Below are 23,243 nucleotides of genomic sequence, written 5' to 3' on the forward strand. Positions count from 1 at the left end.
ACATTAACTTTGCGTTAACTCTTCAACGGGAGATTGCTCAGCCTTCATTGCCCCGCTTAAAGCACCTTCTACTAAGGCAAAGTCATGGCCTTTTTTGAACTTGCTATAAAACATCCCAAGTTTTCGAACAGGATCCCCTGAATAATACCTCTCGTACTGTACTAATCTTTGCCCAAATGCTTCACCGCATAAATCCCACGCTAATTTGAATAAACGGATACGATCATATGATGTGACACCGGTCCTCCCGCCATAGTAGCGTTCCATATCATCGCGTAATTCAGCAGATTCAAAGTCCTTACCAGACGGCATCATAAGCAATCCGCCGGCACCAATGGTCTGCATAATTTCAATAGCGCGCGGATACATCTTAGGCAGCATCCCTCTGATCGTCTCAAGCGGAACGCCTGCCGGGACAACTTCGCCGTGCGGTGTTGTCTCATATTCATATTCTGCCACATGCAATAACGCCTTTATGATCTCAACTGACTGTACTAGCTCTCCTAATTGGGTTTGTACGTTAAGATAGCCATCAACACCGATAGCATCAGCCAGTTTCGCGGCAATTTCCATAGCAAATGATAGTTTTGTCAGACCCCTGACCCCATTTTGATGGGTCGACTGGCTTAATCCTGTTTGCGAATAAAGCTGGTTTGCTGCTTCTACGTTACTGTGCATAAAGACGCGCTCCCAAGGAACAAGAACATCATGAAATACCAATAGGGCATCCATTTCTTCGAATCTTGATGCCAAAGGGTGATCAAACAATGGCCGTTTGCCGTCTTGCATCGGTTCCCGGCATATAATACGAAGTCCAGGAGTGTCAATTGGGATAGCAAAAGCCAAGGCATGTTTTTCATCACCGGGCTTAAACCCTGGAAATGAATAGACGATCACCTCATCTGTTATAGGCGCAAGTGTTGCCAGCATTTTTGCTCCGCTAACAATGATTCCCTCAGGGGTTTCTTCAACAAGACCCAAATGAGTAAATGTCTCTTTTTGTTCAGAAGATGCCTTGCTTCTATCATTTTGCGGGTTAACAATCGCATGTGTCAGGAACACATCGTTATCCCGAATATGTCTATAATAATTTTGGATGTTTTTCGCCCAATCCGAATTGTATTTTTCAAAGAATGCTGCATTGCTGGCCATTGAGCTTACAGTTACGTTAAGAAAATCCGGTGTTCTTCCCATTAATCCGAAGTTTTCTTTCGACCAGGTTTCAAACAACGCTCTGCGGGCTCTTAGGTCTTCGAAAGTTTTCGGAATTAAAAAGGCATTTGAGACCCGTTCACCGGTTTCCTCACAAATGTGTGTGATGCTGTCTCTATGATCAGGGTCGTGCTGCATATCATACAATTTTGCGATTTCCTTTATCGGCTGTTGAAACACGGGTTCACTAACCACATCTGTCAGTCGCTTACCTGCCATCCAAACCTCCGGCTGCCGTGATTTCAATCCAGCGATATATTGAGCCCCAGTCCTAATTCCCAAATCTAATCCCCCCTTATGCTTGTTCTTTAACAGCTGTTTCGATTCCTTCGGTCCTCAAAAATTTCCCTTGGAAAAACATGAGACCCTCTCCTTGATTGTAGGAAAAGTTTTGAACTTTGCCGACATACAGGACATGATCACCGCCATCGTACTCTTCCCATGGCTCACATTCGATTGTGGCTAATGCCCCTTTTAACTTAGGCCCAATGGAAGTATTCTCCCAATCAATTGTCAGTCCCGGTTGCTTTCGCCCTGCAAACTGCCATGCCAAAGATTTTTGGCTTTTTGATAAGATATTGATGACAAACGCTCGTTCCTTCAAAGCATGGTACGCATTTGTTTTACGGTCAATAGAGACGAGCACAAGCGGGGGATCCAAGGAAACAGAAGTAAATGAATTGACGGTAATGCCGCAGCGCTGTCCATCATCCCCAAAAAAAGTAACGACCGTTACACCAGTTGCAAATTGGCCAAAGCAATTTCTTAATTCTCGTACATCCATTCTGTTATGTCACCTCCAAAGTCTGTCTATGATTTAGACTATATAGAATAAGGAAATGCCGTTCAACACGGTTATTTCACAATATGAAATTTTGGCAATTTTCCCGCTGATTTTAAACACAGAAAAAAAACCAGGCAGCGTTTGCACCTGGTTCTGTTGCGGATTTAACCTTTTATAGCCGAAAGTTTCCTGTGTTTAATCTAGTGTTTCAACTTTTCTTCTTCTAATTCCGAAATTTTCACCACTGACCGCTCTTCCGAAGGGCCCCTCATATGGACCATTACGGTTTTTCCATCCTCGTTCAATTGATCGATCCACACTGAGACATCATGGTATGTCACATCAATATCAGCCGAGGATGACAGGATTTGTTTGACACGGTTCACTTCCATTTCCATTCACTCCCTATGCATAGTCAGCTTAGTTTTTGAATGAATGGCATTTTTATACTATGATTCATTGCTTTCTTCATGTCCTTTTTGATAAAAGATGCCTAATTGCTCCCATATTTCCTCCATTTTTTCTAGGTGACAATCTACGTCATTGATTCTTTCTTTCCCAACGTGTGTGACCAATGCATTAATTAGGCTAAGAGGTGCTGCAAATGAATCGATAAAAGTGGGGACCTGACTCGCTGCGGTAAGAACAATATCGCTATTTGGAACGAGTGGAGACAATAGATTATCGGTAAGCACAATTGTTTTCGCCCCTTGTTTTTTTGCAAAGGCCATTGTTTTAACAGTGCTTGAAGAATAACGGGCAAAGCTTATGCCAAAGACCACGTCCCTACTATCCAATTTGTAAAGTTGTTCAGGGAGTTCTTCCACCGAACGAATAAGTTCCGTATTTTCAAGAACGATATTTAAATAATACTGCAGGAAAACACCTAAGGACGCGGCACTGCGATTGGCTGATATATAGACCTTTTTGGCGTTCAGTATAGCATTAACCGCATTATTAAAGGCACTAATATCTAATTTACCCATTGTTGTTTTAATGTTTTCTATGTCATCCTGAAAGATGTCATATATCCCCTGTTCTTTTCCTTCATACACTTGGGAGGACATCTGTAATCTTTCCACGGTCGTCAATTGCTGCTGAACAGAGTTTTGCATATGCTGCTGCAATTCAGGATAGCCCGAGTAGCCAAGTTGAACGGCAAAGCGTACAACCGTGGCTTCACTGACTTCGGCTTTTTTAGCCATTTTTGCTACCGTGAAAAAAGGGACCGTATTCGTGTTTTCTAAAATAAACTTGGCTATCTTTTTATGTGATTTGCTCATTGTCGGCAATTTTTCGGCTATAGAATGATAAACATTATGGTTCATGAATCTCAACCTTTGATAGCCCGGGTATTAAACTTTTATCTAGATCACTCAAATACGGCACGTCGGTTCTCGCTTTCGAAATGAGTGAAAGATCGATATCGTGTAGCAGAATATATGGTTCATCCCTAGGCGCCACGCAAAGAATTTCTCCATTTGGAGCCACAAGCTTGCTTTTTCCGCAGCTTCCTTCATTTACTGTATTCACACCAAGGACAAAGACTGTATTATCCAGTCCACGGGCCGGCAGTTGAATATCCCAGCGATTTTCGGCCGGAATACTCCAGACTGATGGGCAAATAATGACTTCAGCTCCTTGCAAGGCCAATATGCGGCTTGGTTCTGGAAATTCAATATCCGCGCAAATCAAAACCCCTATCAGACCGAGTGATGTCTCAATCACACGATATTCCCTTTTGCCCGGTGTGAAAATCGCTTTTTCTCTCCCCCATAAAAATGACTTACGGAAGCTTGTCAGCAATTCACCACTTTTTTCTATGACAGCCAAGGAAATATAAAGCTCTTCGCCATCTTCTTCGACAAAAGGGACAACCATGACAACACCCAACTTTTTCGATAATTCTCGAAAGCGAGTGACCGTTTTGCCTGTGGGTGATTCAGCCATCTCTTGAAACTCACTCTTCGATAAATAGTATCCGCTAATCCAGAGTTCCGGCAGAACGATTAAATCGGCACCCAATTGGGCAGCTTCTTGGGCCATCTTGATGCATGTTGCAGTATTGGCTTCCGGTTGTTTTGGAAGTGCATGCATTTGAATCGCAGCAATTTTATACAAAAGAAACACATCCTTTATGACTCTTTCTCATCGAAGACTCGTTTAGTTTAATTTTATTTAAATAACTCACTTTATGCAATAAAAATTTCATATTAAAAATAAAAAGAAATTTTATGTTCACAAAACAATTTGTCAGGTGTATAATGAAATAAAAATTTCATAAATTTATATCTATGGTAATTAATTTTTCTAAAACTGAGGTGTATCGAAATGACAGTGGGCCATACAAGTCATGCAGTGGCGGAATATATGAGGAGAACACCAAAATCTAAATCATTTTCTGAGAAAGCTAAAGAAATTATGCCTGGCGGAGTGACTGCCAACATTAAATCCTTTGATCCGTATCCTATTATTATGGAAAAAGGCAAAGGCGCTTATTTATATGACATTGATGGCAACGAATATATTGATTATCTTCTGTCATATGGCGCCCTCATGCTTGGACATGGTCACCCGAAGATTGTTCAGGCGATACAAAACCAAATCGAAGAAGATGGCACGTTCCTCTTTGGGACACCGCATCGTCTTGAAATTGAAATGGGGGAGAAAATTCGGCAGTTATATCCAAGCATGGAGATGATTCGCTACACCAACTCAGGCACGGAAGCAACGCTTTTAGCGATCCGTATGGCTCATGCTTATACAGGAAAGCGAAAAATTGCTAAATTCGAAGGGCATTATCACGGCGGTTATGACCAGGTTCTGCTAAGCGTCAATCCCCCTGTTAGTGCTGCCGGTCCGGCTGATGAGCCAAGATCAGTAGCTGAATCAAAGGGCATGGATCCGTATTATGAAGACCATACCGTTGTCCTTCCATTTAATAATCTCGAAGCGACTGCTGATATTTTAACCCGGAAAAAAGATGACATCGCTGCTATTATTATGGAACCGATCCAAGGCGGGTTTATTCCCGCTGAGCAATCCTTTATGGATGGACTGCGTAAAATCACCCAAGAGCTGGATATCCTTCTTATCTTCGATGAAGTAAAAACCGGTTTCCGCTTAGGTCTTGGCGGCGCGCAGTCTGTTTACAATATAAAACCTGACCTTACAACACTTGGAAAGGTGATTGGAGGAGGGTTTCCCGTAGGCATCGTCGGCGGGAAAAAAGACATCTTACAGGCCAGCGCGCCAACTTCTTCATCCGACGTGTTCGATTCCAGTCAAAGTAAAAAGTCTGGTGCCAAAGACGTCTTGTTTCACAGCGGAACATATAATGGCCATCCAACGATTCTCGCCGCTGGACTCGCTACGATTAAAATTCTTGAGGATGACATCGATCATGTTTTTTCCATGACTGATCAGCTAAAAATGGGCATTCAAAAGCTTTTTGCTAACCGCGGCATCGCCATGCAAACCGTAGGTTTAGGCTCCATTTTCAATGTCGTCATAACAGAAAAGGACCAGATTCGCCATTATCGTGATCTTCAGCAAGCAGACTTTGCTTTACGAAAGGAATTGGATTTTCACTTGCTCAACGATGGTATTTACACTAAACCAATGAATCGCTATAGCATGGCAACTGTCCATGGAGAAAAAGAGGTTAGCCGCACGCTTGAATCATATGAAAAAGCCTTATTGAAATTAGTTTGATGATCTAGAGGATAGGGGTTTCCTTTGCTCAGGAAATCCTTTTATCTCCTATTTTTTGCATTAAATAGTCGGAATAGTGGGATAAGGCTGTTAAAAAGTCAAGTATTTATAAGGAGGTTTATATGGGCGCTAAAAAAGATAATTTGGAAATGAAACAGTCGTTAAAGACACGGCACATGACGATGATTGCCCTAGGCGGCGTTATCGGAGCAGGTCTATTTGTTGGGAGCGGTGTAGCCATTCATGAGGTAGGTCCCGGTATTCTTTTATCCTATATACTTTCAGGGTTACTAGTCTTCATGATTATGAGAATACTTGGGGAAATGGCAACAACCAATCCAACCAGCGGTTCTTTCTCAGAATATGCCAGGGAGGCTATTGGGCCTTGGGCGGGAATTACCGTTGGCTGGCTCTATTGGTTTCAGTGGGTCGTTGTAATTGCAATCGAAGCGATCGCAGGCGCTTCGATTATTCAATCCTGGATACCAGGCTTTCCACTTTGGATTATCACTTTGTTATTGACCTTTCTGCTAACGCTTACAAATATATTTTCCGTAAAATCATTCGGTGAATTTGAATACTGGTTTTCGATGATCAAAGTTGTCAGCATCATATTATTCTTATGCCTTGGCATTTCTCTCATATTTGGGATTCCATTTGGCTCACCGGAAGGTTTCTCGAATCTTGTTAGGAATGACGGCTTTTTGCCGCATGGTTCCGGAGCAGTGCTTCTTGGTATTGTGATTGTTATCTTTTCTTTTACCGGAACAGAGGTGACGACTATTGCTGCCGCGGAATCAAAAGATCCGGAAAAGTCTGTTTCAAGGGCGATCAATAGCACCATTTGGCGTGTCTTGATCTTCTATATCGGATCAATTGCCGTCGTTGTCACGTTATTGCCTTGGAACTCGGCAGATGTATTAAAAAGTCCGTTTGTTGCCGTTTTAGATAATATTGGCATCCCTTTCGCCGGACAAATCATGAATGTTATTGTTCTGATCGCTGTCTTATCCTGTCTTAATTCTGGATTATATACCACTTCCCGCATGCTGTTCTCTCTTGCCAAAAAAGGTGATGCTCCTCGATTATTTTTAAAGTTAAACAAAAAGGGTGTTCCGGCCAGAGGTGTTTTTGCAGCAACAATTTTCTCTTATTTAGGGGTCATCATGAACTTTGTTTCCCCCGAGGTTGTTTTCATGTTCCTTGTCAACGCTTCTGGTGCGATCATTTTACTCGTGTATCTGTTCATCGCTGTCTCACAGCTTCGCATGAGAAAAAAATATGAAAAGGAAAACCGCGGGGCTTTAAAAATGAAAATGTGGCTCTATCCCTATTTGACATATGCTACAATCATTGCCATTCTCGGAATCCTGTCAGCCATGGCCTTTATTAAATCAACCCAAAGCCAATTGTTTTCCACACTCATTTTGGCAGCGGCCATCATCGTTGTATCTGTTATTGTCGGAAAAAATAAAAGGACAAATGAAACATTAAAGGAAACCAATGATAATAAATTCGTATCCGATAACCGCATGAATTAATATTTGGGTTCCTTCGATTTTGGGCAGACTTCACTTCTATGTGTGGTCGCCCTTTTCTATATGCATCATTTCGTTATCTATCCTTTACTACTGCTCAGTAAAATAAAGCGACAGGTAAAAGAGTGCATGCCGTTCATATCGCTGACTTGCTGCTCGAAGCTGTGCAATAAATAATAAAAGAAGCCCCCATCTCATGCTTTGCATTGGAATGGAGGGCTTCTTTTTTCTGGGCTGAGGCAGCATCGGCGATGACATACCCACACTCTATTCATCAAGCCGAAATAGCAGATTCATGTCCGCCCTTTTGTGATCAATATAGAAATAGTCATTACTTTTCGCATCATAAATATAGTCCTTTTTCCATTCCTCTATATTTCTGATGATTGATCGCATGGCTTTGATAAATCCGTACACCTCATCATTTGTCATGGTTGGATGGACGGAAAAACGGACCCATCCCGGCTTGGTTGTTAAATCCCCTTTGTCGATCTGATCGGTGATCAATTTAGATGCTGCCTGATCAATGTGAAACAAATGATGTCCATACGTCCCGGCGCAAGAGCAGCCCCCTCTTAACTGATAACCAAATCGGTCATTCAGCAGCTTCACAATAAGGTTATAATGAATGCCGTCGACATAAAACGCCACGATGCCGAGCCGTTCAGTGGCATTGCCTTCCAGGATATGCAATGTTGGGATATCTTTTAAAGATGCCAACAGGATTTCTACAAGCTCTTTTTCCCTGTTAATGATATAGTCCACACCCATTTTTTCTTTTAGCTTAATGGCAAGGGCCGCTTTTATCCCTTGCAGAATACCCGGCGTTCCCCCGTCCTCCCGAGCTTCAACCTCCGGTACATAGTGATGTTTTCCCCAAGGATTCGTCCAAAGCACTGTTCCTCCCCCTGGATGATCAGGGACTTTGTTAAGATAAAGCCGCGAATCAAACACAACAACACCGCTTGACCCGGGTCCGCCTAAGAATTTATGCGGCGAGAAGAAAATACCGTCTAATTTTTCAATGGGGTCACCTGGATGCATATTGATCTCAACATAAGGTGCGGAGGCGGCAAAGTCAACCAAACATATCCCGCCATACTCATGCATCTTCCTTGCATACTTATAATAAGGAAGCTGAATCCCTGTCACATTGGAGCAAGCGGAAAACGACCCTATTTTAGCCTTTCTATTCCTGTATTTTTTTAAAAGGTCCTCCAGCTGATCAATATTTGGCATGCCTTTTGAATCCGGATCCAAAATGACAACATCACCCAATGTCTCAAGCCATGACGTATGATTGGAGTGGTGTTCCATATGTGTCACAAATATGACTGGCCGATCATTTTCAGGGAGATTTATTTTATCCTTCAGCTGGTCCGGAACCTTTATTCCTAAGATTCTCTGTAACTTATTAATAACCGCTGTCATGCCGAAGCCTTCAAATAAAATCACATCGTGCTCATCTGCGCCAACATGCGCCTTGATCATTTTTTTGGCATGATCGTATGCCAACGTCATCACGGAGCTAGTGATATTCGATTCCGTGTGGGTATTAGCCATATAGGGCCCGAAAACACCGCTGATCTTCCGTTCAATGGGACGATACAGCCTGCCGCTTCCCGTCCAATCGGCATAAATAATCCTCTTCTCCCCATAGGGCGACCGGAATACTTGATTGATGCCTATGATATTTTCCCGGAATGACTGAAAGTAAGACTCCAGCTCACTGCCGAGACGTAATGTATTGCTGCCAATCTTAACATTAATCATTCACGTCGTCCTCCCCGACGGTTTCACTACTTTTTTCATATGTGACACACAGGGAAGATGTGCTTTTTATCTTGGGGCCGTGTAGTTCTTTAATAAAACTCTTAAGTTTAGTATAATTGTATCTTTCGAGTATCCTCGAACGTGGTTCGAAACCATCCCACGCAAAAAAACTAAGGGGAGTAGAGATATGAAGGTAAAAACACTTGTAGGAAACGGGATTGTGGCCGCTCTGTATATTGCAGTATCTTTTGTTATACAGCCCATTGCCTATATCAATATTCAATTCCGGATTCCGGAAATGTTCAATCATCTTGTTATTTTCAACAAGAAATATATATTCGGTATTGTTATAGGGGTCTTCCTTGCTAACCTCTTTTTCTCGCCAATGGCGGCATATGACTTGGTCTTTGGTGTAGGTCAGTCCATTATTTCATTACTCATAACCATTGCAACAGGGAAATTTATAAAAGGGTTGTGGGCACGTATGGCTGTCAACACGGTTGTCTTCTCGTTTACGATGTTCCTTATTGCTATAGAGCTCCATTTGGCCTTTAACTTGCCTTTCTTGCTTGGATGGCTGACAACGGCCATTGGCGAATTTGTTGTGATGGCGATTGGCATGCCTGTCATGTATGTAATCAATAAGCGGGTGGATTTTAAGAGGTTTGTATAATTAAGAGCGGCAGCTTGTATAAAGCTGCAGCTCTTTTTATTAGTCCTTTCCCATCTCGGGAAGCACTGTTCTGGCTATTTTCTTATCAAGACCTTCGTAATCATAATAATGAATCGTGTCATACAATTCTTCGCGGGTTTGCATGTCGCTAAGCATATCTCTTTGTGTATCCTCCCGCATGATTTCCTCAAACACCCGTTCATAGGCTTTCGCGGCAACGCGCAGAGAAGTGACAGGGTAGATCACCATGCTGAAACCAAATGATTCAAATTCGCTCGCTTTGAAATACGGGGTTCTTCCGAATTCGGTCATGTTCGCAAGCAGCGGTGCGTGAATCGACTTACTCATGGCCTTGAATTCTCCTTCGCTTTTTAATGCCTCAGGGAAAATGGCGTCAGCGCCAGCTTCAAGATATTTATTTGCCCTCTCAATCGCCCTGTCGACCCCTTCTACAGCTTTTGCGTCGGTTCGGGCGATCACTACAAGGCTTGGAGCAATTTCCTTAATTGCATTGATCTTTTGTACCATTTCCTCATCAGAAACGAGCTTCTTGCCATTTAAATGCCCGCACTTTTTCGGAAGATCCTGATCTTCAATCTGTACAGCGGCAACCCCCGCTTCGACCATTTCTCTAGCCGTTCGTGCTACATTTAATATCCCGCCAAAACCAGTGTCAATATCCACAAGCACAGGCAGATTGGCGGCGCGGACGAGCTCACGTGCCCGTTCCGCAACCTCCATTGAATTGAGCATACCCAAATCCGGTATGCCGCGGCTTGCGGTATAAGCTGCACCCGAGAGATACAATGCCTGAAAACCCGCCTTTTTTGCGACAAGCGCTGCCATTCCGTCGTGGGCTCCAGGAATTTTTAAAATTGATGAATTCTCCATCAGTGTTCTAAAATTATTGGAAAGCTGTTCTTGAGTTGACTGTTTTTCTACTATCCAGGACATCGTTTTGACTCCTTTTTAATCGTTGATCATTAAATTACAAATAAATCCACAAATTGGTTAACGGCTGTACGATTTAATGCTTTTTCATCATTAAAAAGATGCAGGATTTGCTCCGACTGCTTCGCGGGAAAACGCGTTTTTAAATTGTCCGCAAATTTCCCCCATAACAATGGCAACCCTTCAGTCCTTCTGCGTTTGTGGCCAATCGGATATTCAATCGCAAGTTGTTCAGTTTTTGAACCGTCCTTGAAGAATACTTGAACGCTATTGGCAATAGACCGCTTATCCGGGTCAAGATAATCATCACTGTACTGTTTATTTTCAACCGTTTCCATTTTTTCTCTAAGAAAGTCAATTCGTTCATCGCTTGCAGCATGATCTTCATAATGGTCTGCGGTAAGTTCACCGTAGAGCAATCCGATCGCTGTGATATATTGAATGCAATGATCCCTGTCAGCTGGGTTATGGAGAGGGCCCTTTTTATCGATGATGCGGATTGCTGATTCATGTGTTGTAATCACAATCTTATCAATGTCATTTAGCCGGTCAGCCACCTTGCCGTGAAGTTTGATCGCTGCCTCAGCGGCTGTTTGAGCATGAAATTCAGCTGGATAAGATATTTTAAAAAGGACGTTTTCAATAACATATGAATCTAATTCGCGGCCAAGCTTTAATTGTTTACCGCCAAACAGGACATCCTGAAACCCCCAGTTTGGCGCAGAAAGTGCCGTTTTATATCCCATTTCGCCTTTCAATGTCATCAATGCAAATCTTACTGCACGGCTTGTCGCATCGCCTGCTGCCCAAGACTTTCTAGAGCCTGTATTCGGTGCATGCCGGTAGGCGCGCAAACTGGAATTATCAACCCACGCTTGGGACACGGCATCAATAACTTCTTCTTTAGTTCCGCCAAGCATCGCGGTGACAACAGCCGTGGAAGCCACTTTTACAAATAAGACATGGTCAAGCCCTTCCCGGTTCAAACTGTTTTCAAGCGCCAAAACCCCTTGAATTTCATGTGCCTTTACAATAGCCTCAAGCACTTGAGCTATAGTAAGCGGCTTTGCGCCTTCTGAGAGCTGCTTTCGGCTGAGATAATCGGCAGCTGCCAAAATGCCGCCGATATTATCGGATGGATGCCCCCATTCTGCCGCAAGCCACGTATCATTGTAATCAAGCCAGCGAATCATGCAGCCGATGTTAAATGCGCCCTGGACAGGATCAAGCTCGAACTGTGTTCCTGGCACCCGGACGCCATTCGGCACCACTGTTCCCGGCACAATTGGGCCGAGATGCTTCGTGCATTCCGGATAGCGAAGGGCCAAAAAGCCGCAGCCTAAGGCATCCATTAATACATATCTGGCTGTTTCAAGTGCCTTGTCACTCGTTATTTCGTGATTCACAGCATATTCAGCAATCTTTTCTAGTAAAATGTCCGTTTCTAGTTCCTTATTGACTACTGTTGATTGACTCATCTCATTTCCATCTCCCTATGCTATAAATTATATCACTTCAAAGTTGGAGCGCTTACATTTCTGCTTATGGGTGCAAATGTCTAGGCCCAGTGTAATTGACCCGCGGTCTGAACAGCCGGTTGTTTGCATGCTGCTCGATGACATGGGCACATAATCCCGCTGTACGGGCGGCAAAGAAGATCGGTGTATAAAGATCTATTGGTATACCGAGCAAATAATAGACAGGGGCAGCATAGTAATCCAAGTTAGGGTACAGTCCTTTTTCCTCCTTCATAATCTCTTCGCCAATCTCACACATCTCTAATAGGGAATGATCCCCTTTTTCGGTTGATAGTTTCTTTAAAGCGGTTTTCATCAGCGATGCCCGAGGGTCCATTTTATCCATATAGACACGATGGCCAAATCCCATCACCCGTTCTTTACCAGCCAGTTTGTCATATAACATTTTCCTAAAACCTTCTGGTGACTCCGCATCCAGCAGCATCCGCATCACAGCTTCATTCGCCCCGCCATGCAAGTGGCCCTTTAATGAAGCAACCGCTCCGGTTAAAGCGCCGTAAATATCGGAATGGGTAGAAGCAATCACGCGGGCAGTGAACGTAGAGTTCGGCATTTCGTGTTCACTATAAACCGTTAAGAGTTGATCAAATATATCTTCTTCAAGATATCCTGGTTTCCTGCCTGTTATTAAGTATAAAAAGTTAGCACTATATGACAATTCCTTGTCCGGATTAATAGGTTCCTTGCCATTCATAATGCGATAGCTGCCGGCAACGATGTTCGGTATTTTCGCCAGGAGTCGCATGGCTTTATTGCGATTGGCTGTTATCGAACGGTCTTCGATGTCAGGATCATACCCAGCCAGAACCGATATTCCTGACCTTAGGGCATCCATAAGATTTGTCTTAGACGGCATAATCTTATATACATCTAAAAAACCTGGAGGCAGCTCATTATGCTGTTTTAATTCAGCCGCTATTGCCATCCTTTCTTCTTCACTCGGAAGCTTGCCATCTAATAACACACCAATGAGATCCAAGTATATCTTCTTATCTGCCAGTTCAATAAGATCATAACCTCTTATGACGATTTCTTCAGCTTCCGTATCCAGATAAGAAATGGCTGTTTCCGCAGCAATCACACCTTCAAGTCCCGGCTTGTATTTGTTTTGTATTGTCATTTTTGTCCTCCTCATTAAAATTTTGCACATAATGAAAAAAGCAAAGGCCAATTAGCAATGGCGTCTTATCGTTAATGTTTAAACTCTAAATTGGCGCAGGGCGGCAATAGAAGCTTTTATTATAGGACTCAGATTCCGCTCTTGGAAAAAGCAGCTTCATTAATTTTCAATTTAAGGGAATTATACAGACTAAGCCCCTAAAGTCATAATAAATTTACCACAAGGCGACTATTTTCAAGCTCCTTTACGTTCATAAAAAAAACAGGGCTTGTATCACCCTCACAACTGAAGCATTCATATCTTGCATAAATCAAGTCTCTTGTGCCACACCTAATAGTTTTCCGGACTGTTTCTTCAATATCATTTCGATAAGAGGCAGGGAATAACTCGGAATGCAGCTTCCAGAAACCATCAAAATACTCTTTTAATATTTGTTTAATTCTGCGACTTTTCCGTTTACACATGTTCCTTATCCCCAATTTCTACGAACATTTTACCGAAAAGTTATTCACAAGTCGCCATTCTATAGTTTCCAAAACGATAAAGAACACCTTCTCATTGGAAAGGTGCTGTTTTTACAAATCGCCATACCAAAAAATCAAATGTACGGTTTTGAAAAGCACCTCCTATCCTCGTAGGAATCACAGTGTATTGAAACAGGCAGGTCTCCTGGCTCATGTTCATCGCCGGCCCAGAGTCTTCCCATCTATCGACAGTGACATCTAAATTAGGCTAACTCCCATTAACAGTGGCGGGACCGCGTCGGTTTTGCACCGAACTTCCCTTTTAAATCCTGAAGACTTGTCGCTTCAAGGTACCTATTTCTCACATATGAAATTGTCATCTACAACTCTAACTATAACAAAGATTCCCAAGGTTGAATATCAGTCTTTTTATAACATTCACATTCTTGTTCACTTTCAAATTCCCTAATTTTCCCCTCGGAGATATGCATATCCCTCTTGATCATAAACATGCCCATTTTTTCGGTCTTCACGGCTTTTTTGAACTTGACGATTCTATCTGATACAAAGCTTCCCTTTCCCGCTTCATATCCAAATAACCAATAAAGTCCAAAACTTCTTCAGCATCTGATTCTGATATTTGATCAATCCTTCGTTTTAGATATTCAAGGTTAATACTCTTCCATAGAACCGCCTTTTCTTAATTGTCATTATTATACCACATTGACAATTCAAGCTAATCACCTGGTTACACACCAAAGAAAAACCTTTTACCGTCAAACTGTATATCATTCGACATAAATCAACAAAAATAGAAGGAGGACTTACGGCCTGTATTGTCAAAATATTAGATCATAAAACAAACGGGCTTATTTGCGAAAGTGGGTATAAAGGCATGATGAAGAGCGACGTAGAGCATTACGGTACAATAATCAAGGAGAACAGCCATCTCTTGAACCAAAGGCTATTCAAAAAGTGTCATACGTTAAAAGTTGATAGCATTGAGATTCATTCCTATTTGCAGGAAAGCTTCTTTCATTGTCTGGGTGAAGCACTATGTGTTGATGAAAAGAAAGCGTTCGAAAAGATCTCCGTGTGGAGTGCGATGCTCCTGAATAGAGCGACTCAATTTGATGCTTTGCCTGAAATCCCGCTTTTCCCGGACCATTTATATCGTTCGGTCTTGTTCACGTTTATGGAAGAGGAAATTAACCATAACCATATCCCACCCGCTCATCTGATTCAGATTGTCAAAAGGGCTGATTGTCTCATTCACTATGCTTCAACCTTCTTTGTCCCATCTCATTTTGAGTTATTACATGATTCACCTGATGAAGAATCGAAAATCACCTTAGGAGAGCTTTGCGATTTAATGGGTGCCTTAAAGGAAGCCACGATTCTTACCATCACTGACAAGGATGATAACATCAAATATGCCAATGATAAGTTCTGCCAAATAACAAAATATTCGAGTGAAGAATTAATCGGCCAAAACCATGCTCAACTTTTAAGTTCCAGTTTTCACAATGACATATTCTTTCGTGATATTCGAGCGGCTATTAAAGGGGGCAGGGTTTGGAAAGGCGACATTTGTAATAAGGCCAAAGATGGCAGCATCTATTGGGTTGATACGACCATCGTCCCTTTTCTTGATTCTAAAGGCGAGACATATCAGCACATTGCCATTCAGCATGATATAACGGAACAAAAAAATACCGAAAATATGCTCCATAAGACAGAACAGCTGTCGATGGTCGGGGAACTCGCTGCAGGGATCGCCCATGAAATTCGCAACCCTCTTACCACCATTCGCGGATTTGTGCAAATACTCGATTCCTTCACAGGCGACAGGAGGTTTCAATATTCAAAGGTGATCTTAGATGAAATAGACCGCATTAATTTCATTGTCAGTGAATTTATGGTATTTGCCAAGCCGCACACAGTTCATTTTAGCGTGTGCAATATGATTGCCATTTTAAAAAGTGTTTCACACCTCATGGAACCAGAAGCTGCTCTGAAGAACGTCAAGATTACCCATGACTTTTCCAACTGCGATATTGTAATATACGGCGAAAAAAATCAATTAACCCAAGTCTTTATGAACATGATCAAGAATTCAATTGATGCCTTGCCAGACGGCGGACAAATCAAGCTTTCAATCAAATTACGCGATAATGAAGCCTTGGTTACTATTCAGGATAATGGGCTTGGGATGACTGAGGAACAGGTTAACAAAATTGGGGAACCATTCTATACAACCAAGGCGGGCGGCAATGGGCTGGGACTAATGGTAAGTTATAAAATTATCGACAATCATCACGGCCGGATCATGGTGGAAAGCGAGCTTAACAAAGGGACAACCTTTCTGATCTCCTTCCCGCTTCTAAAATAACTCAACTCTACAGCCTGAATTGTATATAATGGAGAAAAGACCGGCGGTGAGGAGTGACTCCCCATTAGTAAAATTAAAGTAATGATCGCAGATGATAATTCGTTTATCAGGGAAGGCTTGAAGATTATTTTAAATACGTATGATGAATTCAGTGTCCTTGACACAGTGAATGACGGTCAGGAGGCATTGGACTTTTGCAAGGCACATGAGGTGGATGTTGCGTTATTGGATGTGCGCATGCCGAATATGAACGGTGTTGACGCGACCAAACTTATCTGTGAGCAAACGAAAACCAAACCAATCATTTTAACAACTTTCGATGATGATGAGTATATTCTTGATGCTGTGAAAAACGGTGCGAAAGGCTATTTGTTGAAAAATAATGAGCCTGAGCGAATTCGGGATGCGATTAAAAGCGTTTTTAACGGTAATACCATACTTCAAGATGTTGTGCTTGACAAAATAAAATCAAGTTTATCAGGGGCCAAAGAAACCAAATCAAAGGTTGATGACAAGCTGTTCACAGAACGTGAGCGAGGGATTATGTCTCTCATCGCAAAGGGATATTCAAATAAAGAGATTTCAAAACAGCTTTTTATTTCTGAGGGAACCATTGCTAATTATATCTCGTCAATTTTGGGCAAAACCGGCCTTGCGCATCGTACCCAAATTGCCATTTATTATATTACAGGGAAAGTCGATCATTGAACAGCAGGGTGATGGAATTTTGGACGATCATGACTAAGATGACACTGATCATCTTTATCGCCGTAAGTTGTGTACAGGCCGGAACCTCAAGCATATCGTGGATTGTGTTTGCATTTCTTATGTATTTCTGTATAAATATCACACTTTATATTGTCAAACCTTTAACGATCAAAAGGATGCTGCAACTTCTCTCCATCATCCTTTCGATTGTGTCCCATTTATTTATTTATCCTTTGTTTATCTTACTTTTGCCGCTATCCTTTTATGAATTGACAGCTCAATTCATTCAAAAGAAGATGTTCATGTTCATTGTTTCGATCATTCCCTTATTTTATATTTCAGGCACAGCGCAGGTCATATACGGTTTAACAACCGTTCTTAGCTTTATGATTTATTGCATGACAGATCTCTTCGGCACCCGGGTTGAAAAAAACGAAAACAAAATAGACGATATGCGAAAAGCAATACAAAGATTAACAAAAAGGTTGAACGAAAATAATGAATACATAAGGCAATCGAAATACACATTTAAATTAGAAGAACGAAACCGAATTTCACAGGAAATCCATGATAAAATCGGCCACTCGATGACAGGGGCATTAATCCAGCTTGAAGCCGCCAAAAGGCTGATGGCAACCGACAAAAATAAAGCCGCGGAGCTTTTGCAAAACGCGATCAACATTTCCAAAGATGGGATTGAACAGATTCGCATCACCTTGAAAAATATGAAGCCGCCGACGGAACAGGTCGGCATTCATAAAATGAAGCTGTTTCTCGATGAATTTTTATCACGATCTGATTTAAAAACATCCTTCACCTACGAGGGAAATATGGACATTATCTCACCTATTCAATGGAAGATCATCCACGAGAACGTGACCGAGGCGTTAACGAATGCGATGAAATATTCAGATGCCACGGGTGTTTCCGTCGACATCAAGGTATTGAATAAGTTAATAAAAGTCGAGGTAAAGGATAACGGGAAAGGCACAGAAAAGATTAAGAAAGGGCTTGGTATTATTGGGATGGAAGAACGGACAGCATCCCTTAACGGGAACATTATAGTAGACAGCACAAATGGTTTTTCGGTTACCACCCTGCTTCCTTTATCAAGTCATGAAACTTCTCACACATAAAAATATGAATATCTTCATGTGAAACGAGTGAACGATTGCACTTATATCGGCTCACTCGTTTTTTTATAATGAAAACATAAGAACGATTAGGGGTGAGATGATGAACGTTTTAGAAATTAAAGGCCTAACGAAAAAATTTAGTGATTTTATCGCTGTTGATAATATGTCCCTTTCGATTGCTGAGGGAGAGATATTCGGATTTCTTGGGGCGAATGGCGCCGGAAAAAGTACCACGATCAATATCATCGCCGGGCTTTTGCGCAGTAATGAGGGGACTATTAAGATCCTCGGAAAAAATACTGCCAAAAACAGCCGGTTTGCGAAAATGAATATTGGCATTGTTCCGCAGGATATAGCCATTTATGAAAACCTCACAGCCATTGAAAATGTCACTTTTTTTGCCGGGCTTTACGGCCTTCGGGGTTCTGAGCTCAAGGAACGGGCTTCTGAAGCTTTGAAATTTGTCGGGCTCGAGGATAAGCAGAAAAGCTATCCAAAGAATTTTTCTGGCGGGATGAAAAGACGGCTCAATATTGCTTGCGCGATTGCCCACCGCCCAAAGCTTATCATCATGGATGAACCAACTGTCGGCATTGACCCGCAGTCCCGCAACTACATCCTAACTTCGGTTCGGAAGCTGAATGAAATGGGCTGTACGATCATTTACACAAGCCATTATATGGAGGAAGTAGAGGAAGTTTGTTCTCGCATCGCGATTATCGATCATGGGAAAATCATTGCGGAAGGTACCAAGGAACAGCTGAAATCGATCATTACGAATACAAAGGATATTTGGATTGAAGTCAAATCAACTGAGAAAGTTGATGTTAATGCGATTAACGACATCAATGGCGTCGAAGCCGTTCAGTTGGATGAAAACTTCATTAAAGTCAACTCTGATGCCGGCGTTAATAATCTGAATCGAATCATCGAGCATTTCATTAACAATCATATTGAAATCCGCTCATTAAAAGAAAAAGCGCCGAACCTGGAAACCGTTTTCCTAACATTAACTGGAAGAAACTTGCGGGATCAATAGAAAAGCGGAAGCGTCTTGATAAGCCACGAAAAGCACTGGAAGGCCTCCGAGGAGGCTGTTGCCGCCGCAGGGGGACTGAAGTGATCGAGAGGCTAGACGCTGGAACTAGACAGGACATAAAATAAGGGGGTCTATCCATTGAACATATTCAATATTGCCATGAAAGAAATCAAAGGGAATTTCCGTGATATCAGAACGCTCGTGTTCATGCTGGCATTTCCCATTGTATTGATGCTGGTCCTTGGCACCGCATTATCGAGTACCTTTACAACGCATATTAATGTCGATGATATCAATGTTTTATATAAGGATACGGCCGGCGGCCATGTTACGCCGTACTTTAACGAGTTTATCAAAACAGCTGAAAAGTCAGGGATTCATTTTAAAAAAGCTGCAAGTGATGTTGATGGTAAAAAAGAGGTAAAACAAGGGGATTACACCGGATATGTTGAAATTGATCAAAATGGCATGCAGCTTTATCTTAACAAAAGAAACAGTATTGAAGGGAGCATTCTTCAAGGCGCGCTTACATCATTTGCTGATAAATATAACGTTGCAACTGTCGTGGCAAAGGCTGCCCCATCAAAAGTCGGGAGCGCGTTATCTAGCGGGAAGCACGATGATTATATAAAGGAATCATCTTTGTCACCTAATAAACAGCCGGGAGCAATGGATTATTATGCGATTGCCATGACGACCATGATCGCCCTTTATAGCGCCATATCAGCCAGCAATTTATTTCAAAGTGAAAGGGTAAGAAGGACAGCTGATCGACTCATTGCCTCACCTGTTCGAAAAAGCGAAATCTTCATAGGGAAAGTCCTTGGGAATATTGGTGTCAATTTGGTCTGTATCTTGCTTGTCGTTACCATCAGTAAGCTGTTCTTTAAGGCCAATTGGGGGGACCATCTTGGCGTTGTCCTTCTGGTGCTGCTGACAGAAATCGTGTTCGCTGTCAGTCTTGGACTTGGCATCAGTTATTTGACCAAAACAGGAGCTGGCCCGAGAGTGATTGTCATGTTAATCATACAGGTCGCATCGTTTTTTGGCGGCGCTTATTTTAAAATTGAGAACCCGGAAGGTATTATGAAATTTTTAACTGACCTTTCCCCTCTCACATGGATAAATGAAGCCATTAACAACATCATTTATGCCAATGATTTGTCAGCTGCCATCCCTGCTGTTACCTTTAACATCGGTCTGTCGATACTCTTTCTGCTTGTGGCCATTATTTCTTTAAGGAAACGGGAGGGGCTATAGGATGAGGGATATTCTCTGGTTAATTCGCAACACACTAAGCAGTACTTTTAGACAAAAGAAAAATATTATCATGTACCTTTGTCTGCCGCTGATTGGGATATTCGTTGCTATTTTGGCCTATGGTGGTGAACAGCCAATGACCCTCCATATCGGGGTTGCGAGCCATGACCAAAGCTATATTACGGACGATACAATTAAATTCCTAAATGATCTCGATAATGTTAAAATAACTAAAATTAATGATTCGGAAGTTCAAGATAAAATAACATCCGGAGCACTTGACGGTGTCATTACTTTCAAATCGGGCTATTCAGGAAGTGTTTTAAATGGCGATCCGGGTCATATCCAAATCACCTCAATCAAAGGGGCTCAGGTCACAAGCTTTGTAAAATCTTATCTTTATCGCTATATCGATAATATCTCGGCGATCGCTAAGGCTGCCGGCGGTGATCAGGCAGCATTTAAAACGATGTATCATGGATTTCAGGGCACAGGCTTTAAGCTAAAGGCCCACAGCCTAGCAGATACGTCCAAAAATAAAGATATGGCGTATCAAACGATCGGATTTCTGATCATGATCATGCTGATGTCTGCAGGAAATTTATCAGAAATCATTTTATTGGAAAAAGAGAACCGGACATATTTCCGCTTGTTATCATCGCCGATTAATGCAAGAAAGTATATTTTCTCAAATATCGTTGTGAATATGATCGTCATGACAGCCCAGATTCTTATCACATTAACGGTCATGACAACCATTTTTCATATCGATATCAATGTTCCATTTTGGGAAGCAGCAGGTGTTATGTTAATTTTCGCATTGATCGCGATCGGCCTGTCATTAGTAACAGTAGCCTTCTCTAACAGCAGATCTGCTGCGAGCGGTCTGCAAAACTTAATCGTCATGCCGACCGTCATGCTCTCAGGTTGCTTCTGGCCAGTCGAGGTGATGCCCGAGTCTGTGCAAAAAATAGCTGACTTTCTGCCGCAGCGCTGGGCTTTGGATACACTCACCAAATTGCAGGATGGCGATGTCAGCCATATTTACTTGAACATCATGATCCTGTTTGCCTTCGCCATTGCCTTTTTCTTAATTGCGATCTACAAATTCGGCAGGAATAATGACACGAGGAATTTTGTATAAGTTAAAGGCCTGCCCCCGGTCGGGGGCAGGCCTTTTTCCGTTTCACGGGCACGAAAAACCCCCTTTCGTTACCGCTGAAGCGTTTTTTCACTCTCCACGGGCACGAATAGCCGCTGCCTATTCTGACAACTTCAACCAATGAACAACCTCTTCCTTTAATCTTTACAAAACCCACTTTTTTGTTTGCATGTTATCTTGTAATATGGTAAATGTACCTCATTTCTTGTTATCCATTAATCTATATCGCGTGAATCATTCTGGGGGTGATTAAAATGAACAGACGCCTTGCAAAGGACCTCATATTGATTATTGCGGGCTCTTTTTTATTTGCTATATCTATTAACTTCTTTGCTATTCCGAACAGGCTTGCTGAAGGCGGCGTAACGGGGCTTTCCATGATTACCTTCTATCTGTATAAATGGTCCCCGGGTATTGTCAACTTTATTATCAATACAGCGCTACTAATTATAGGCTACAAACTATTGCCGAAACGAATGATCTTTTATTCTATTGTTACGATCTTTCTTACTTCCTTATTCTTGTTTATTACGGAGGGAATGGGTAAATCTTACGGCGACCCTTTAGTAGGAGCTATTTTTGCCGGGGTCATTATTGGGATAGGTATGGGTCTCATCTTCCGGGCCGGCAGCTCATCGGGCGGCACCGCAATCATCGCCCGAATGCTTAATAAATCCTTCGGCTGGGAACTTAGCAATTCGATGTTTATTTTAGACGCTTTGGTCGTTATCGGCGGTTATTTTGTCATCGGCCCGTTGCATACAATGTACACGCTTGTTGATCTTTTTGTTGGAAAAAAAGTGATTGATTTCGTTATGGAAGGCATCGATACGAAAAAAGCAGTCACGATCGTATCCGACCATGCTTCTGATATCGCTAAAGCAATTAATGAGGAAATGAAAAAAAGCGCCACCGTCTTCATAGGCTATGGCAGTTATACGAAAGAATCAAGAGAGGTCGTCTATTGCATCATCCGGAGGCAGGAGTTGTTCCGGTTAAAACAGGTCGTCCACCAAATTGACGATCATCCTTTTGTGATCATTCACGATGTCCGCGATGTCTTCGGCGGAAGCTTCGCTTGGCTTGAGAATCAAAAAAAGAAGACCAATTTGCCGATTAAGCGAAAAACATAGACTTGAAGGAAGGGAGTTGAACTCCCTTTTTTTGTAATAAAATATTATAAGGTATTAAAGAAGGTTAAGCCAATTTCTTCTGCTTAATAGGGTTCTGATAATTGTCACGGTTTTTTCCATATCGGAAACCACATAAAAGACAATGTAATTATCCACAATAAGTTTTCGAATGCCTTGAAGAGCTAGCGTATCATCACTCACTATAGCATGTCTTAATGGCATTTCTTCCAAATCCATGATGGCTGCTCCAATTTTCGAAAGCAACATTTGGGCTTTAAGGGGTTCCCTAAGCTCTTTTGCAATATATGTTGCAATCCCTTGCAAATCACTTTCAGCGTTACTCGTGATCACGACATTATAGGTAATCATTCTATACTATTCTGGATATCGTCCAGAGCTTCACGAAAAGATCTCGTTTTATTTCCCTTCATTGAGGCAATGCCCTCATTGATAAGCTTACCAAGTTCAAACTTTCCTGCGAGACTCTCAAAGGTTTCAATACTCATTACTGCTAAATCGCCTTTGCCGTTTTTGGTGATATATACTGGCTCAGAATGTTCATGGCAAAAATCTGATATCTCATTATATTTATTTCGCAAATCGGAACTTGGTCTAATATTTGGCAAGAAAAAACACCTCCAAATCA

21 protein-coding genes and 2 riboswitches are annotated in these 23,243 nt (G+C 42.0%); of the genes, 10 read left to right on the top strand and 11 right to left on the bottom strand.

Translation table 11 applies throughout. The features are described 5' to 3' along the window. Window positions 1-3: 3 nt before the first annotated feature. From EV207_RS10435 to EV207_RS10455, 5 genes are all read right to left on the bottom strand, one after another. Window positions 4-1,494: a 4-hydroxyphenylacetate 3-hydroxylase family protein gene (locus tag EV207_RS10435; protein ID WP_132746111.1), complete on the bottom strand. Its 1,491-nt coding sequence runs from the start codon at window positions 1,492-1,494 to the stop codon at window positions 4-6. Window positions 1,495-1,507: 13 nt separating this feature from the next. Then, the gene (locus EV207_RS10440) at window positions 1,508-1,996 is read right to left on the bottom strand and encodes a flavin reductase family protein (RefSeq protein ID WP_132746112.1); all 489 of its coding nucleotides are present in this window, start codon (window positions 1,994-1,996) and stop codon (window positions 1,508-1,510) included. Window positions 1,997-2,196: 200 nt separating this feature from the next. Next, complete coding sequence (locus EV207_RS10445; RefSeq protein WP_132746113.1) at window positions 2,197-2,388, bottom strand: H-type small acid-soluble spore protein; 192 nt, start codon at window positions 2,386-2,388, stop codon at window positions 2,197-2,199. Window positions 2,389-2,445: 57 nt separating this feature from the next. Then, a complete protein-coding gene (locus EV207_RS10450; protein WP_132746114.1) occupies window positions 2,446-3,324 on the bottom strand; it encodes a MurR/RpiR family transcriptional regulator in 879 nt (292 codons plus the stop codon). Next, the gene (locus tag EV207_RS10455) at window positions 3,314-4,117 is read right to left on the bottom strand and encodes a nitrilase-related carbon-nitrogen hydrolase (RefSeq protein ID WP_243647014.1); all 804 of its coding nucleotides are present in this window, start codon (window positions 4,115-4,117) and stop codon (window positions 3,314-3,316) included. Before EV207_RS10455 ends, EV207_RS10450 begins: the two co-directional genes overlap by 11 nt. A 210-nt stretch (window positions 4,118-4,327) precedes the next feature. Here EV207_RS10455 and EV207_RS10460 point away from each other — a divergent pair, with 210 nt between their 5' ends. Together EV207_RS10460 and EV207_RS10465 are read left to right on the top strand one after the other, a co-directional pair. After that, window positions 4,328-5,710 carry an aspartate aminotransferase family protein gene (locus EV207_RS10460; protein WP_132746115.1) on the top strand — a complete coding sequence of 461 codons (1,383 nt, stop codon included), beginning with the start codon at window positions 4,328-4,330 and terminating at the stop codon, window positions 5,708-5,710. 122 nt (window positions 5,711-5,832) lie between these two features. Further along, a complete protein-coding gene (locus EV207_RS10465) occupies window positions 5,833-7,251 on the top strand; it encodes an amino acid permease (protein WP_132746116.1) in 1,419 nt (472 codons plus the stop codon). Between the two features lie 264 nt (window positions 7,252-7,515). Here EV207_RS10465 and EV207_RS10470 read toward each other — a convergent pair whose 3' ends face one another. Beyond that, window positions 7,516-9,021: an aminotransferase class V-fold PLP-dependent enzyme gene (locus EV207_RS10470; protein ID WP_132746117.1), complete on the bottom strand. Its 1,506-nt coding sequence runs from the start codon at window positions 9,019-9,021 to the stop codon at window positions 7,516-7,518. A 135-nt stretch (window positions 9,022-9,156) separates the two neighbouring features. After that, window positions 9,157-9,201, top strand: a riboswitch (PreQ1 riboswitch). A gap of 7 nt (window positions 9,202-9,208) precedes the next feature. Between EV207_RS10470 and EV207_RS10475 the strand changes: the two genes are divergently transcribed. Continuing rightward, entirely contained in the window at window positions 9,209-9,694 is a 486-nt protein-coding gene (locus tag EV207_RS10475) for a QueT transporter family protein (protein ID WP_132746118.1), read from the top strand. 39 nt (window positions 9,695-9,733) lie between these two features. Here EV207_RS10475 and prpB read toward each other — a convergent pair whose 3' ends face one another. The 3 genes from prpB to mmgD all read right to left on the bottom strand — a co-directional run bounded on the left by prpB (window position 9,734) and on the right by mmgD (window position 13,303). Next, window positions 9,734-10,648 carry a methylisocitrate lyase gene (gene prpB / locus EV207_RS10480; RefSeq protein WP_132746119.1) on the bottom strand — a complete coding sequence of 305 codons (915 nt, stop codon included), beginning with the start codon at window positions 10,646-10,648 and terminating at the stop codon, window positions 9,734-9,736. Between the two features lie 29 nt (window positions 10,649-10,677). Then, complete coding sequence (locus EV207_RS10485; RefSeq protein WP_132746120.1) at window positions 10,678-12,123, bottom strand: bifunctional 2-methylcitrate dehydratase/aconitate hydratase; 1,446 nt, start codon at window positions 12,121-12,123, stop codon at window positions 10,678-10,680. Between the two features lie 64 nt (window positions 12,124-12,187). Continuing rightward, window positions 12,188-13,303, bottom strand: coding sequence for a citrate synthase (gene mmgD / locus EV207_RS10490; protein WP_132746121.1), 1,116 nt, complete (start codon window positions 13,301-13,303; stop codon window positions 12,188-12,190). A 642-nt stretch (window positions 13,304-13,945) separates the two neighbouring features. Next, a riboswitch (cobalamin riboswitch) is annotated at window positions 13,946-14,140 on the bottom strand. A 522-nt stretch (window positions 14,141-14,662) separates the two neighbouring features. Between mmgD and EV207_RS10500 the strand changes: the two genes are divergently transcribed. The 7 genes from EV207_RS10500 to EV207_RS10530 all read left to right on the top strand — a co-directional run bounded on the left by EV207_RS10500 (window position 14,663) and on the right by EV207_RS10530 (window position 22,597). Next, complete coding sequence (locus tag EV207_RS10500; protein WP_132746122.1) at window positions 14,663-16,159, top strand: ATP-binding protein; 1,497 nt, start codon at window positions 14,663-14,665, stop codon at window positions 16,157-16,159. 81 nt (window positions 16,160-16,240) lie between these two features. After that, window positions 16,241-16,867: a response regulator gene (locus EV207_RS10505; RefSeq protein ID WP_132746123.1), complete on the top strand. Its 627-nt coding sequence runs from the start codon at window positions 16,241-16,243 to the stop codon at window positions 16,865-16,867. An 11-nt stretch (window positions 16,868-16,878) separates the two neighbouring features. After that, entirely contained in the window at window positions 16,879-18,003 is a 1,125-nt protein-coding gene (locus EV207_RS10510) for a sensor histidine kinase (RefSeq protein WP_132746179.1), read from the top strand. Between the two features lie 100 nt (window positions 18,004-18,103). After that, the gene (locus EV207_RS10515; RefSeq protein ID WP_132746180.1) at window positions 18,104-19,042 is read left to right on the top strand and encodes an ABC transporter ATP-binding protein; all 939 of its coding nucleotides are present in this window, start codon (window positions 18,104-18,106) and stop codon (window positions 19,040-19,042) included. Between the two features lie 138 nt (window positions 19,043-19,180). Next, complete coding sequence (locus EV207_RS10520) at window positions 19,181-20,302, top strand: ABC transporter permease (protein ID WP_132746124.1); 1,122 nt, start codon at window positions 19,181-19,183, stop codon at window positions 20,300-20,302. Between the two features lies 1 nt (window position 20,303). Continuing rightward, window positions 20,304-21,446 carry an ABC transporter permease gene (locus EV207_RS10525; protein WP_132746125.1) on the top strand — a complete coding sequence of 381 codons (1,143 nt, stop codon included), beginning with the start codon at window positions 20,304-20,306 and terminating at the stop codon, window positions 21,444-21,446. A 272-nt stretch (window positions 21,447-21,718) separates the two neighbouring features. Beyond that, on the top strand, window positions 21,719-22,597 hold the full coding sequence (locus EV207_RS10530) for a YitT family protein (RefSeq protein WP_132746126.1): 879 nt from the start codon (window positions 21,719-21,721) through the stop codon (window positions 22,595-22,597). A 54-nt stretch (window positions 22,598-22,651) separates the two neighbouring features. Here the strand turns inward: EV207_RS10530 and EV207_RS10535 are convergent, their stop codons facing one another. Together EV207_RS10535 and EV207_RS10540 are read right to left on the bottom strand one after the other, a co-directional pair. Continuing rightward, window positions 22,652-22,966: a type II toxin-antitoxin system RelE/ParE family toxin gene (locus EV207_RS10535; RefSeq protein ID WP_132746127.1), complete on the bottom strand. Its 315-nt coding sequence runs from the start codon at window positions 22,964-22,966 to the stop codon at window positions 22,652-22,654. Continuing rightward, window positions 22,963-23,223, bottom strand: coding sequence for a type II toxin-antitoxin system Phd/YefM family antitoxin (locus EV207_RS10540; protein ID WP_132746128.1), 261 nt, complete (start codon window positions 23,221-23,223; stop codon window positions 22,963-22,965). Before EV207_RS10540 ends, EV207_RS10535 begins: the two co-directional genes overlap by 4 nt. Window positions 23,224-23,243: the final 20 nt, after the last annotated feature.

The organism is Scopulibacillus darangshiensis, assembly GCF_004341035.1.
Taxonomy (GTDB): domain Bacteria; phylum Bacillota; class Bacilli; order Bacillales; family Sporolactobacillaceae; genus Scopulibacillus; species Scopulibacillus darangshiensis.

What these genes read in the sequence shown, in the direction of transcription:
- EV207_RS10470 (WP_132746117.1), bottom strand. Translation starts at nt 9,021, where the DNA reads ATGATTAATGTTAAGATTGGCAGCAATACATTACGTCTCGGCAGTGAG.
- EV207_RS10465 (WP_132746116.1), top strand. Translation starts at nt 5,833, where the DNA reads ATGGGCGCTAAAAAAGATAATTTGGAAATGAAACAGTCGTTAAAGACA.
- EV207_RS10460 (WP_132746115.1), top strand. Translation starts at nt 4,328, where the DNA reads ATGACAGTGGGCCATACAAGTCATGCAGTGGCGGAATATATGAGGAGA.
- EV207_RS10525 (WP_132746125.1), top strand. Translation starts at nt 20,304, where the DNA reads ATGAGGGATATTCTCTGGTTAATTCGCAACACACTAAGCAGTACTTTT.
- EV207_RS10535 (WP_132746127.1), bottom strand. Translation starts at nt 22,966, where the DNA reads ATGATTACCTATAATGTCGTGATCACGAGTAACGCTGAAAGTGATTTG.
- EV207_RS10530 (WP_132746126.1), top strand. Translation starts at nt 21,719, where the DNA reads ATGAACAGACGCCTTGCAAAGGACCTCATATTGATTATTGCGGGCTCT.
- EV207_RS10510 (WP_132746179.1), top strand. Translation starts at nt 16,879, where the DNA reads ATGGAATTTTGGACGATCATGACTAAGATGACACTGATCATCTTTATC.
- EV207_RS10515 (WP_132746180.1), top strand. Translation starts at nt 18,104, where the DNA reads ATGAACGTTTTAGAAATTAAAGGCCTAACGAAAAAATTTAGTGATTTT.
- prpB (WP_132746119.1), bottom strand. Translation starts at nt 10,648, where the DNA reads ATGTCCTGGATAGTAGAAAAACAGTCAACTCAAGAACAGCTTTCCAAT.
- EV207_RS10485 (WP_132746120.1), bottom strand. Translation starts at nt 12,123, where the DNA reads ATGAGTCAATCAACAGTAGTCAATAAGGAACTAGAAACGGACATTTTA.
- EV207_RS10505 (WP_132746123.1), top strand. Translation starts at nt 16,241, where the DNA reads ATGATCGCAGATGATAATTCGTTTATCAGGGAAGGCTTGAAGATTATT.
- EV207_RS10500 (WP_132746122.1), top strand. Translation starts at nt 14,663, where the DNA reads ATGATGAAGAGCGACGTAGAGCATTACGGTACAATAATCAAGGAGAAC.
- EV207_RS10440 (WP_132746112.1), bottom strand. Translation starts at nt 1,996, where the DNA reads ATGGATGTACGAGAATTAAGAAATTGCTTTGGCCAATTTGCAACTGGT.
- EV207_RS10445 (WP_132746113.1), bottom strand. Translation starts at nt 2,388, where the DNA reads ATGGAAGTGAACCGTGTCAAACAAATCCTGTCATCCTCGGCTGATATT.
- EV207_RS10475 (WP_132746118.1), top strand. Translation starts at nt 9,209, where the DNA reads ATGAAGGTAAAAACACTTGTAGGAAACGGGATTGTGGCCGCTCTGTAT.
- mmgD (WP_132746121.1), bottom strand. Translation starts at nt 13,303, where the DNA reads ATGACAATACAAAACAAATACAAGCCGGGACTTGAAGGTGTGATTGCT.
- EV207_RS10450 (WP_132746114.1), bottom strand. Translation starts at nt 3,324, where the DNA reads ATGAACCATAATGTTTATCATTCTATAGCCGAAAAATTGCCGACAATG.